At 35.0% G+C, this 12237-nt stretch carries 10 protein-coding genes; 5 read left to right on the forward strand and 5 right to left on the reverse strand.

What is annotated here, in order from left to right; all coding sequences use genetic code 11:
• The first annotated feature begins 61 nt into the window (after positions 1-61).
• Entirely contained in the window at positions 62-856 is a 795-nt protein-coding gene (locus FG384_RS03685) for a gamma-glutamyl-gamma-aminobutyrate hydrolase family protein (RefSeq protein WP_142641208.1), read from the forward strand.
• Positions 857-881: 25 nt separating this feature from the next.
• Here FG384_RS03685 and FG384_RS03690 read toward each other — a convergent pair whose 3' ends face one another.
• A complete protein-coding gene (locus FG384_RS03690; protein WP_142641209.1) occupies positions 882-1469 on the reverse strand; it encodes a transposase in 588 nt (195 codons plus the stop codon).
• Positions 1470-1752: 283 nt separating this feature from the next.
• On the opposite strand from FG384_RS03690, the gene FG384_RS03695 reads away from it, so the two are divergent.
• The 3 genes from FG384_RS03695 to FG384_RS03705 are packed head-to-tail and all read left to right on the forward strand — an operon-like array spanning position 1753 to position 4947.
• The gene (locus tag FG384_RS03695; protein WP_142641210.1) at positions 1753-2460 is read left to right on the forward strand and encodes a response regulator transcription factor; all 708 of its coding nucleotides are present in this window, start codon (positions 1753-1755) and stop codon (positions 2458-2460) included.
• Positions 2450-3811 (forward strand): sensor histidine kinase, encoded by a 1362-nt coding sequence (locus FG384_RS03700; protein ID WP_166462369.1) that lies wholly within the window; start codon positions 2450-2452, stop codon positions 3809-3811. The genes FG384_RS03695 and FG384_RS03700 overlap by 11 nt, the downstream gene beginning before the upstream one ends.
• A 41-nt stretch (positions 3812-3852) precedes the next feature.
• The gene (locus FG384_RS03705; RefSeq protein ID WP_142641212.1) at positions 3853-4947 is read left to right on the forward strand and encodes a PepSY domain-containing protein; all 1095 of its coding nucleotides are present in this window, start codon (positions 3853-3855) and stop codon (positions 4945-4947) included.
• A 490-nt stretch (positions 4948-5437) separates the two neighbouring features.
• Here the strand turns inward: FG384_RS03705 and FG384_RS03710 are convergent, their stop codons facing one another.
• A complete protein-coding gene (locus FG384_RS03710) occupies positions 5438-6418 on the reverse strand; it encodes a proline dehydrogenase family protein (RefSeq protein ID WP_142641213.1) in 981 nt (326 codons plus the stop codon).
• Between the two features lie 290 nt (positions 6419-6708).
• Here FG384_RS03710 and FG384_RS03715 point away from each other — a divergent pair, with 290 nt between their 5' ends.
• Complete coding sequence (locus FG384_RS03715) at positions 6709-9024, forward strand: 5'-nucleotidase C-terminal domain-containing protein (RefSeq protein ID WP_166462370.1); 2316 nt, start codon at positions 6709-6711, stop codon at positions 9022-9024.
• Positions 9025-9218: 194 nt separating this feature from the next.
• Here FG384_RS03715 and FG384_RS03720 read toward each other — a convergent pair whose 3' ends face one another.
• From FG384_RS03720 to FG384_RS03730, 3 genes are read right to left on the reverse strand one after another with little or no spacing between them, the layout of a single operon-like run.
• Entirely contained in the window at positions 9219-10280 is a 1062-nt protein-coding gene (locus FG384_RS03720; RefSeq protein WP_142641214.1) for a YkvI family membrane protein, read from the reverse strand.
• A gap of 12 nt (positions 10281-10292) precedes the next feature.
• On the reverse strand, positions 10293-11408 hold the full coding sequence (gene menC / locus FG384_RS03725; RefSeq protein WP_142641215.1) for an o-succinylbenzoate synthase: 1116 nt from the start codon (positions 11406-11408) through the stop codon (positions 10293-10295).
• A 13-nt stretch (positions 11409-11421) separates the two neighbouring features.
• Entirely contained in the window at positions 11422-12234 is an 813-nt protein-coding gene (locus tag FG384_RS03730) for a GNAT family N-acetyltransferase (RefSeq protein WP_142641216.1), read from the reverse strand.
• Between the last annotated feature and the right edge of the window lie 3 nt (positions 12235-12237).

Below are 12237 nucleotides of genomic sequence, written 5' to 3' on the forward strand. Positions count from 1 at the left end.
CCTTGTACTTTAAGGAGCGGCAATTTTTATGAAAAGAGTGTATAGAAAAGGGGATTGAAAGATGAAACCACTTATTGGTATATGTGCTAATTACTTATCAAATGATGCAGCAGGTATGCAAGCTGGTATTGGAGCTAAGTATCAGGAATGGCAATTGCTTGCGGATGACTATATTGTTGCAATTGAAAGAGCTGGTGGGGTGCCAGTTATTTTACCAATAACAGAGGATATAGAAACGCTATCTCCTCTTATAGAAAAGTTAGATGGTGTTTTATTCACAGGTGGATCTGACATTGATCCTAACTATTATGGTGAATTTCCTAGGTTCGGTTTAGGATTGATCGAGCCAAGACGAGACAATCACGAAATAAAGCTAGCTCAAAAGATACTATTAGATACGACATTGCCTGTCCTTGGAATTTGCCGAGGTATGCAATTATTAACTGTTGCAACAGGTGGTACTCTTTACCAAGACTTACAATCACAGAAACCAGAAGGAATCAATCATTCAGTTAAACAAGCTTTAAGACATCACCCATTTCATCCTGTAAAAATTGAGAAAGATTCTAAGCTGTTTGAAATTTATCAAGTAGATGAAATCGGTGTAAATAGTTTTCATCATCAAGCAGTGAAAGATATAGGAAACGGATTCAAGGCAACGATGAAAGCACCTGATGGAATAATCGAAGCTGTTGAATGGGAAGAAGATCGCTTTATCGTTGCAGTACAGTGGCATCCTGAAATGATGGAAGGAAAATTAGCATCTATTCGTCCGATTTTCACTGCTTTCGTAGAAGAATGCAAAACTAAGTGTATACCTTCTCTAGTAGGAAGCTCCGAAACAACGATTGCTTAAGCTTGAAATCCTCTCTTACGTCAAACTAATGGACTAAGAGAGTTTTTTTTTCTTCCATACGAAAATTTTCACAGTAAGTACAATAATCTGCTTCTTTAATCTCTTCGTAACTTTTAACGATGGAAGGAAGTAGCTCTACGTCTAGAAACGGTTGATGAGGCTTTAGATGGTAATGATAATATCGATACGAGCTAAATGGATAATCTTCCATTTTATTAACGATCGCTCTAGTAGTATTGATAGGATTTTGGTGAATATAACTACTCACATTTAACAAGCTAATCGGATCGGAAACCATGCTAGCAAAATAACGTGTCTCATAAAGCTGTCCATAGAAATTATATTTTCTTTTAAAATACTCAGAATATCGTTTGTTAACCATTGCCATTACTTTTGATAGTGGAACGTCGGTAGAGCGAATTAGAAAATGATAATGATTATTCATGATGCAATACGCAATTAGCGTGAAAGGATATTTGGTGTAAGTATATTGAAGTACACGAAAAAATAGCGCAAAATCTCCTTCGTTCAAAAATATATTTTGCCGGTTATTACCTCTCATCGTCACATGATAATAAATTTCAGGCTGCCAAACCCTTCTAATTCTACCCATTCTAAGCCCCTCCCAATAGTTTTAGTACACCATACAACAAAACTAAAATTAGAACAATTGTCACAATTTGTTATTTTCTACAACAATTCAAATTTGCCTCAAAAATATGCTCGAAAATTGCATTTTGCCCGTAAAATAGCCCCCAAAATAAAATTTTCAACCAAAATAGCTTCCTATAATATTTCAAGATTATTACTGGTGCCAGGCACCAGTAACAAATTTGTAATATCGCGATATTACTAATATTTTGTGTGATAAAATAGGGGGAGAGAGGGGGATTCGGATGAAGGAGCATGTTTTGATAATTGAGGATGAGGAGAATATTGCGCGCGTGCTGCAATTGGAGCTGGAATTTGAAGGATATGCGGTTGAAATAGCTTACACGGGGACAGATGGTTTGATTAAATATCGTGAGAAGGAGTGGGATTTGGTCCTACTGGATTTGATGCTACCTGGCTTGAATGGTTTGGATGTGCTTAGAAGAATTCGAGCGACGGAATCCGAAACACCTGTTATTTTGTTAACTGCTAAAAGTGATGTAGAAGATAAAGTGAGTGGTTTAGATCTTGGAGCGAATGATTATGTGACAAAGCCATTTGAAATAGAAGAGCTACTAGCGCGTATTCGCTCTGCTATTCGTTTTTCGAAAACGACAACTATGATTCCTACCAAAGTTGAAAACATACATATTTTTGAATCATTAAGGCTCAATGAGCAAACCCGTGAAATAACGAGGGATGGGCAGTCGATTAATTTGACTCCACGGGAATATGACCTGTTACTTTATTTAATGAAACACCCAAATCAAGTGATGACAAGAGAGCAGTTGTTAGATGCAGTGTGGGGTTTTGATTATTATGGGGATACAAATGTAGTGGATGTATACATACGATACGTCCGGAAAAAAATAGAAGAGGATCAAAAGTCCACTTTTATCCAAACAGTTCGTGGAGTTGGTTATGTACTTAAGGAGCAAAAGAATGAAGCTTAATACGAAAATACACTTATTTTCTACATTTCTTACGGTTGTTATAATAAGTATGATGAATATAGGTGTTTATTTTTTATTTGAAGAAATGGCTTTTGATACGGAATATACTCAGCTCAACTCGGATGTTGATGAGCTAATCACAGCATTAAGTAAGATGGGGGAGCATGATGACGCAGCTACTATTTTACGAACTTTCATTCCGGCGAACGGTGCTATTCGTGTAAATGATAGTAAAGGTGAACTGAAGTTATTCGTCCAAACTGTAAATGATGTAAATGACTATCATCCAAAGTTTGAGGTAGGAGAGCGATATTCTATAGGAACATTCCAAGGAACCCCGATTCTATCGATTAGCAAACCGGTTATTTGGGTAGATGGAGAAGTTACGGAAGTTCAAACGATGAAATTATTAGTAGATGTAGAGAAAAATTTAGATTTTCTACGTCTCATTTTATTCGGAGTTACATTAGTAGGTATGTTGCTCATGGCGGCATCCAGTATCACACTGGGGAGAATTATTACAAGACCAATTAAAAAGCTTATTCATACGATGTCACAAAGTAGATTATCTGGTAAATATGAAAAAATTTCAGTTTCATCAAGTAGAAAAGATGAAATGGCTCAAATGGGAATCGCTTTTAATGAAATGATGGAACAACTTGAACAAAATTATAATAAACAAGAACAGTTCGTTTCTGATGCTTCCCATGAATTAAAAACACCTTTAACCGTAATCGAAAGTTATGCAAAACTACTTTCACGTCATGGCTTTAGTAATACAGATATTGCAAAAGAGTCCGTTCAAGCAATTATTAACGAGACTAGTAGAATGAAAGAAATGATTTCTCAAATGCTACTTCTTGCAAAGAGTAATGAGCAGAAAGTTAGCTCTTTTGAAACAGTAGATGTGTTCGATTTAGTAGCAGCGGCATTGCAATCGATGGGCACTGCATATAATCGTAAGTTCCTCTTAAAAGGAGAAGGACCAATATATGCAAATACAGATTTAGAACAATTGCGACAGTTACTCTTCATTATTTTAGACAACGCACGAAAATATAGTGAAAAAGAGATAAAAACAATTATCTCAGAAAACGAAGAAGGGACTAAGATTTCTATAATGGATTATGGAAACGGAATCCCTAAAAAAGATTTGGAACGAATTTTTGATCGTTTTTATCGTGTAGATGAAGATCGAAATAGGAAAACGGGTGGGACAGGACTTGGTATGGCCATTGCAAAGGACATAGCAATGAGAATTTCAGCGGAACTTACGATTGAAAGTACCGTTGGGTTTGGAACGACCATTCATATTTTTATTCCAAAAAATCAAATTCTCATCGATTTTTAATGTTGGTGAAGTATGATGGTTAAGGGGGAGGGAAAGCGTGAATGAAATTTTTGAACATAAAAGGATTTCTACCTAGTATCATAACAATCACAGTCTTGATAGGAATTGGAATTCTAATAAATATTAGTCAAAAAAATCAACCACCGATAACTGAACATGAAGTCCGCTCCCAACTTGAGCAAATGTATGATGCAGAAGTTGCTGGTGTTACGATGAAGAAGGATGTTTACAACGCGGTCATCACGAAAAGTGGAGCAGTCTATTTAGTTGAAATGAATGCTGTTACTGGTGATGTGAATTCCCTTGAACAAACTGATGAATTCATTATTGAAAAAACAAGTAATATGCAAGAAGAAACGATTGAGTTTCCATTGGAAGAAACGTTAGCAATTATGGAACAGCCAGTAATCAAAAAAGATGCTAAAACAGATAACGTCGCGAAAGTAGAAATGGTAAAGCCACCAACGAAAATTGTGATTACCGAGAAACCTAAGAATGACACGACGAAATCAGACGTAGTTGAAACACCGAAAACTACTGAAAATACTTCGCCGAAAGGTCTCAAATCTGCACAATCAAAAGTTGAAGTGAAACCTTCCGAAGAAAAAGCAGAAAAGCCTATTAAAGAAGTGTTAAAAGATGCCATTAAAGAAGTATTAAAGCAAGAAGCCTCTAAAACTGAAGAGACAAAAACAGATGTACCAAAAGAAGAAGTAGCTAAAACAGAAGTAGCAAAAGTAGAAGTTTCGAAACCTGAAACGGTGAAGGAAGAATCTACAAAACCAGATACTTCTAAAACGGAAGAAACGAAAATTGAGGAAAAGCAAAATCCGAGTCAATCATTAACAGCACAAACAGAAGAAAAGAAACCAGATGGTGAAGCTAAAAATGAAAAACCTTCGACTACAGTGCTAATTACAGAAGAACAGGCGATTAAAATTGCTCAACAACAACAAAAAGGAACAGTAGAAACCAGCTCGTTTGTTAAAACAAACGAAGGTGGATATTACTTAATCGTGATGAAAATAAGTATGTCGGAGAGCGATTCTAAAGAAAGTAGTAAAGAAAAGAAAGGTAAGGCCACAATACAAGTACATGCAATATCCGGAAAAGTACTTTCTGTTACTTGGGAATAAAAACTCTCATCAAATTCTAATAAAACTCTATGCGTATTCTCATTTAACTCATTTACTATTAACTTAACAAAATAATAATAACAGTTGATGAACAAGCTCTGAAGGAAGCGAGTTCAAAAACTAAAGAATAATATAGGGGAATCATTTACTAACGGCGATTAGATAAAACGAAGTGTAAAGAAGGAAACTTACGGCGTATTAAATATAAAATTATATCCTTGAGCGATAACAAGGAAGGCTAAAAAAACTCATTCTACCCATTCCCCGTAGAATGAGTTTTTTTTTTGCTTAAAAATCAATTAAGACAAAAAACGTATTGATAATGAATGCTCTTTTGTTACATTAATGTTACTGGAGTGTTACTGGTGCCAGGCACCAGTAACACCAGGCACCAGTAACACTCCAGTAACATTTTAGTAAAACTCTTTTTCAAACAAATTTGCAAAAAAAAAACTGCGCTGACATTTCTGTTCAGCGCAGTTTTTTTGTATTATTTTCTGTTTTTGTTTCTTTTTGTTAGTCTTCCAAGTGCAAATGCTCCAGCAGCAATACCAATTAAAGTATTTGTGTTTTTATTGAACACTTGTTTTACAACAAGGTTCATGTTTTGTGGACGCTCTGCTAGACGACGCATGAAGTAACCGTACCAGTCATTACCAAATGGTACATACGTACAGAAGTTGTAACCTTCTTTAGCAAGTTGAAGCTGCATGTCTGTGCGGAATCCGTAAAGCATTTGGAATTCGAATTTGTCATTTGGAATATTGTTGTCTTTAATGAATTGCTTCACATGGTTAATAACGTTGTGATCATGTGTTGCGATTGAAGTGAATTTACCGTTAAGTAAATGCCATTCAATTAATTCCACGTAGTTTTTGTCGATTTCTTCTTTTGATTGGTAAGCGTATTCTTCTGGCTCTTTGTATGCACCTTTAACGATACGAAGACGGAAGTTTTTATACTTTTGAATGTCTTCTTCTGCACGATAGAAATATGCTTGAATTACTGTTCCAACATTGTCATACTCTTTGGAAAGTTCGTCCAAAATATCAAAAGAAGGCTGCAAGTGTTTGTTTGATTCCATATCAATGTTGATGAATGTACCATATTTATTTGCAAGTGCTACGATTTCTTTTAAGTTTTCAAATGCAAAATCATAGTCGATATCTAAACCAAGTTGTGATGGTTTTAATGAGATATGAGCATCTACTTGGTGTTCCTCAATTGCCTCAATTACAGCAATAATTTGATCTTTTGCCTCTAAAGCTTCTGCTTTTTCGTAAACAAATTCACCTAAATTATCAACTGTACATGAGATACCCACTGCATTAAGTTTTTTAATGCTTTCAATTGTTTCTGCAATATTTGTACCAGCAACTACATGCTGTGCTCCCATTTTTAAACCATATTTTTTTGCTGCTCCATTTAATATTTGATTTTCAGATAAAGCCATAAAAATATCTTTTAACATAGTGATGCTCCCATCTCTGTTTTGATGCTTTATTATACCACATATTCTTAGAAGTAATCATCAAAATAGGACAGAAAATGTCATATTAAATTAGTTATGCTGAACAGACAGATTTTTGTCAAATTAGCGAATTTGCTAAATAATCTATATAGTTATTTACAAGAAATTAACTTAGAATTATCCGAATATTTACTTGCGAAATAATGGAAAATAAGTTAATTTTAAATAAGTGAGTAATTATGAATCTTTTAATAGAATTAATTATTCAAACTTCACTCAGGAGGTAGGATATGAAGAATAGTAAGATCAAAAAGTCAGCAGTTGCTGCGGTAATTGCAACATCATTATTTTCGGCGACAAGTGTTTCTTTCGCAAATAGTTCGCTACAAGAGGTAGTAGACAACGCAAGAAAAGACATTAAAAGTGCATCTTATTCATACGTAGTTCCTGCACAGTCTGGAAAACTAGCTGCAAGTGCTGATTTATACGCAGTACTAAATACAGCTAAAGCTAATTATCAAAAAGCAAAAGATGCAATTATTAAATCAGATGCAAAAAACAAAGATACTTTACTCAAAAATTTAGATGAGTTATATAATGAGCGCGTAACAAAAGGAATTATTCCTTATATCGATGCATACAACTATGCAGATAAATACTTAGATCCAATCATGAAAGAAATTGCTCAAGCGGAATCAAATAAAGACTGGGCAAAAATAGAGAAAGCTTATCATAAGCTTTCAGTACAACTAAAAACAAGAACAGCAATTCTTTATCGTTTTACTGGGAAAGATGCTCGTGAACTTTTGTTAAAACAATATAAAGAGCCTGCAAATCAAAAAAGAGATGCTCTAATGGTTCCAGTTACTGTTTATATGAAGGCTACTCAAGCCGAAGCACTTTTTGCAGCAGGAAAAAATGAAGAAGCAACAAAAGTAGTAGATTCAATTAAACCACTACTTGATAGACTTCCAAGTGAAAAAACACTTCCTGCGGTAAAAGAATTATTAGCATTAGTAGAAAAAGTTACTGCTAAAGTAGACCCTGGATTTACACTTTCACTTATGCATGTCAATGATACACATGCAAGAACAGAACAAGCACCAAAGCGTCTAACGGCTATTAAAGAAGTAAGAGCTGAAAAACCATCTGCATTATTAATTGATGCAGGGGATGTATTCTCTGGTACATTGTACTTCAATGAATACAAAGGACAAGCAGATGTAGAATTAATGAATTTAATGAATTATGATGTCATGACATTTGGTAACCATGAGTTTGATCTTGGTTCAAGCCCAGAAGGTCATAAAGCATTGAAAGAATTCATTGAAAAATCTAAATTCCCATTTGTTAGCTCAAATGGTGATTTTTCAAAAGATGCCAACCTTAAAGGGTTATTTAACGTAAATGTTTCAACTGATCCAAAGGATGGTCAAATTTATAGCGGAATTATTAAAGAGGTAGATGGACAAAAAATTGGTTTATTCGGTCTCACAACAGCTGAAACAACAGACATTTCTAGTCCAAAGGATGTTACTTTTACAGATTATATTAAAGCAGCTCAAACAATGGTAGACGAGTTTAAAAAACAAGGTGTCAATAAAGTAGTTGCTGTAACTCATATTGGTTATGATGATAATCCTGCTTACGATAATGATTTATTATTAGCAGCTGCGGTTAGCGGTATTGACGTAATCGTAGGTGGTCACAGCCATACGAAATTAGAAAAACCAGTTGTAGTTAACAAAGACAAACAAGGAAAAGAAAAAGATCCAACAATTATCGTACAAGCATCTCAATATAGTGAGTTCTTAGGTACGGTAGATGTCAATTTTGATAAAGACGGTAAAGTGATAGGGCATGCTGGAAAGTTGATCCCGATTAAAGATCAAAAGGAAGATCCAGCAGCTGCTGAACTTCTTAAGAAATATTCAGAAAAAATAAAAGAAATTAATAATAAAGAAATTGGAGTTGTAGCAGAAACCGCACTTGAAACACCTCGTACAGACGGTGATGATACAAAACCAAGCGTACGTAAAAATGAAACTGCACTAGGTAATATTATTACTGATGGAATGCTAGCAAAAGCTAAAACGTATAATGATAAAGTTATAATGTCATTACAAAACGGTGGAGGGATTCGTGCTGCAATTGATGCTGGTCCAATTACTGTAGGTGAGGTTATTACTGTACTTCCATTCGGTAATACATTAGCAACAATGGAAATCACAGGTGCAGAGTTAAAATCAGCTTTTGAAATCAGCTTCAAATCATACCCAGGAGAGAATGGTGGTTTCTTACACGTTTCTGGGGCAAAAGTGGAATTCGATTCTTCACAACCTGCTGGTAAACGTGTAGTTTCTATTAAATATAAAGCTGCAGATGGTAGCTTTGTAGACATTAAAGATAATGAAAAATATGTAGTAGCAACAAATGCATTCACAGCAAAAGGTGGGGATGGCTACGATGTATTTGAAAAAATCTATAAAGAGGGCCGAGTTACTGATTTAGGACTTTCTGATTGGGAGAACCTTGAAGAACAGCTAAAAACATTAAAAACTGTTAATAATAAAGTTGAAGGTCGAATTGTAGACGTGAAAAAATAATATATTAATAGAGGTCTTTTCACTATATTCATAGTGGGAGGGCTTTTATTTTGTATTTTCATAAAATCTAGTGCCAGTCATAGGCACTTCCATTGTACTTATTTAGCACAAGTGAAAGAAACTAAAAACAAAATAGACAACCTTTAATCTGAAAATAAAAAGTGGTTCAGATTTTACTCTGAGCCACTTTTACTTTAAGAAACTTGCGTTGACCTTTTTCCTCGCACAAACCATGAATAGATGATGGCAGCAATAAGGGTAAATCCTAGATAACCCATCAGTGGATAAACTGTCCCGACAAGATTTACGAAACCTACAAAACTTGCACCAAATGCTAATATTCCAAATAATACAGTAAAAACTTTAAACGAAGGCTGCGTTGGTTTCACTACACGTGCAGAAAATGCATATAGCATTGCAACTGCTGTGTTATAAATCATACCTATTAGAATAATCGCCATAAAAACACTGACAATCGGATGCATGCCATTTGCTAATGTAATCATAGGCATCGCTACATCTGCGATACTATCAATCTGAGTTAACAATGAAAAGTTTATTAATAATATTAACAAACCTAACCCAAGTCCACCGATTATTCCGCCCCAAGCAGCTACTTTCTTGTCTTTAATCGTCCCTCCCATAACAGTAATCATAGCAGCACCCGCTGCAATATTATAAGATACGTATAATAGGGAACCCATAATCCAGTTAGAAGCAGCAGGTGATGTTTTTGCAATGGCAGCATCCATATGAATCGATAATGGGTCAAAATGAATAAAAGAATAACCTGCTATAACAAGAACAATTACTAGTAAAAAAGGAGTAACCGCACTAATTAAACCGATTACTTTTTTAATATTTAAAGTTACAGATAAAATAGTAAGGATAGCCATTAAGAGACTTCCTAATAGCATAGGTAATCCAAATTGCTCTTCGAAGATTGCTCCTGATCCAGAGAACATGACAACTGTTACACCAAATAAGAAAAAAGTGATGATAAAATCTACAAACATGCCTAAATATCGACCACAAATATGATAAATCACATCTTTATGTGAAGTCGTTTGCAAACGACTTCCAAGTTGTACTAGATTCATCCCAAGAAAGGCGAAAAGTAGAGAAGCAACAATTGAGCCTGCTATACCTACGTAACCAAAACTTGAGAAAAATTGAAGTATTTCTTGACCAGATGCAAAGCCTGCTCCTACAATGACACCGATAAATGCAGAGCCTATTTGTAAGCTTTTCTTCATAAGGGTAACTCCTTAGTCATTAGATTTAAATTGGAATTGTTCCGTTGTATATCGATTCATTACCTCCATGTTTGGCTCGTATCCGATTCCATACGCAGAAGGGACAGTAATATAACCGTCTTCTGCTACAACTTCAGGAGTAATAACATCTTCTTCCCAGTAACGAGAAGAACTAGCTGTATCTCCAGGTAATATAAAGTTAGGCAGTGTCGTTAGTGCAACGTTATGGGCACGTCCAATCCCGGACTCAAGCATTCCACCGCACCAAACAGGTAAGCCTTTTTCCATGCAAAAATCATGAATCTTTTTCGCTTCTGTTAAACCGCCAACACGACCAATTTTAATGTTAATTATTCTAGTACTACCAAGTTCGAAGGCTTTGCGAGCATCTTCTAAAGAATGAATACTTTCGTCTAAGCAAATTGGTGTTTTTATTTCTTTTTGTAGTTTAGCGTGATCAATAATGTCATCGGAAGCTAAAGGCTGTTCAATCATCATTAAGTCAAATTCATCCAATTGTTTTAATAAATCTACATCGTCTAATGTATAAGCAGAGTTCGCATCTGCCATAAGTGGAACTTGCGGAAATGCTTCTCTCAGTGCACGAATAACATCTATATCAAATCCTGGTTTAATTTTTACTTTCATTCGTTTATATCCTTCAGCAATATACCCTCGAACAAGTTCAATAAGATCAGCAGAACTTTTTTGAATGCCGATACTAATTCCAACTTCAATTTTTTCTGCAGTGCCACCAAGTGCTTCTGCAAGCGTTAATTTATTCCGTTTTGCATATAAATCCCATATAGCTCCTTCAACAGTTGCTTTAGCCATATTATTTTTGCGAAGAGGAGAGAAAAGTTCATTCACTTCGTCTGGATGATTGATTTCTTTATCCAAAACAAGCGGAATTAAAAAATCTCTAATCATATGTAAATTGGTTTCCATAGTTTCTTCGTTATACCAAGGAGAGTGAAATGCAGTAGATTCTCCCCAACCTGTATTTCCTAGTTCATCAGTTGCTTCTAATAAAAGAAATTCTTTATCTTGGAAAGAGCCGAAACTCGTTGCGAAAGGTGATTTCATCGTCATTTTCATTTTGCGGATATTTATTTCTTTGATTATCATGTGATAACTCCTTTTAATATAGTGGTATGGTAGATTTTTTTACAAATTGATAATAGTTTACTGGTTCGTCCGTTTTTCTAGCAGCTACGAGTGCATATCCTTCTCTGAATAGTTTTTGCATTATTTTTCTAACTTGTAACCTCCATTTTAATGCAAGTTCAGGATTGGTTGATTTCATTTCTTGAATATGCTGAGGGATAGGTACTTCATAACCTTCTAGTGTTGGCTCAAATAAGTAAGGTTCGATTAATACTGGATGATCATGCTCAGAAATAGTGATTTGAAAAGGCTCTTCAAATATCGATATGTTCGGCATCCATTTATCCATCACTCTTTTACTTGTAATTCGCCATTCAATTTGTAATCGATCGGTTGGTAAGCCGGCGTTAAGACCGCCTTCCATTTCACCGTAACAATTTTCAATGTATGTGTCGACTATTCCATATAATTTCGATACGTTTAAGTACGCATTTCGGGTTTCTAATGGATCGAATGTCCAAGTAATTAATTTATAACCCATTTCTTTTGCAATTTTAAGTTGTTCTTCTTTTAATTGCTTCCCGATTCCTCTCAGTTGATAATCTGGATGAATGCCAAGCATGTGCGAACATAAATATACCTCATTGTTATAGAACCCAGGAAAGCTATAAGAAAACCCTATTAATTTTTCTCCGATAAATGCACCTATCATAAGCCCTCCATTTTTTACAGCTGTAAGTGTTTGATGGGTTGGTATGGAGCCAATTCCCCAAATAAGCTCTTCCAATTGTTGGACAAGGCGCATTTCTTCCGTTGTTTTTAATATTTGAATATTTATTTGACTCATTTG

Origin of the sequence: Psychrobacillus vulpis (assembly GCF_006861825.1) — a bacterium.
Classification (GTDB): Bacteria; Bacillota; Bacilli; order Bacillales_A; family Planococcaceae; genus Psychrobacillus; species Psychrobacillus vulpis.

What these genes read in the sequence shown, in the direction of transcription:
- FG384_RS03685 (WP_142641208.1), top strand. Translation starts at nt 62, where the DNA reads ATGAAACCACTTATTGGTATATGTGCTAATTACTTATCAAATGATGCA.
- FG384_RS03690 (WP_142641209.1), bottom strand. Translation starts at nt 1,469, where the DNA reads ATGGGTAGAATTAGAAGGGTTTGGCAGCCTGAAATTTATTATCATGTG.
- FG384_RS03695 (WP_142641210.1), top strand. Translation starts at nt 1,753, where the DNA reads ATGAAGGAGCATGTTTTGATAATTGAGGATGAGGAGAATATTGCGCGC.
- FG384_RS03700 (WP_166462369.1), top strand. Translation starts at nt 2,450, where the DNA reads ATGAAGCTTAATACGAAAATACACTTATTTTCTACATTTCTTACGGTT.
- FG384_RS03705 (WP_142641212.1), top strand. Translation starts at nt 3,853, where the DNA reads ATGAAATTTTTGAACATAAAAGGATTTCTACCTAGTATCATAACAATC.
- FG384_RS03710 (WP_142641213.1), bottom strand. Translation starts at nt 6,418, where the DNA reads ATGTTAAAAGATATTTTTATGGCTTTATCTGAAAATCAAATATTAAAT.
- FG384_RS03715 (WP_166462370.1), top strand. Translation starts at nt 6,709, where the DNA reads ATGAAGAATAGTAAGATCAAAAAGTCAGCAGTTGCTGCGGTAATTGCA.
- FG384_RS03720 (WP_142641214.1), bottom strand. Translation starts at nt 10,280, where the DNA reads ATGAAGAAAAGCTTACAAATAGGCTCTGCATTTATCGGTGTCATTGTA.
- menC (WP_142641215.1), bottom strand. Translation starts at nt 11,408, where the DNA reads ATGATAATCAAAGAAATAAATATCCGCAAAATGAAAATGACGATGAAA.
- FG384_RS03730 (WP_142641216.1), bottom strand. Translation starts at nt 12,234, where the DNA reads ATGAGTCAAATAAATATTCAAATATTAAAAACAACGGAAGAAATGCGC.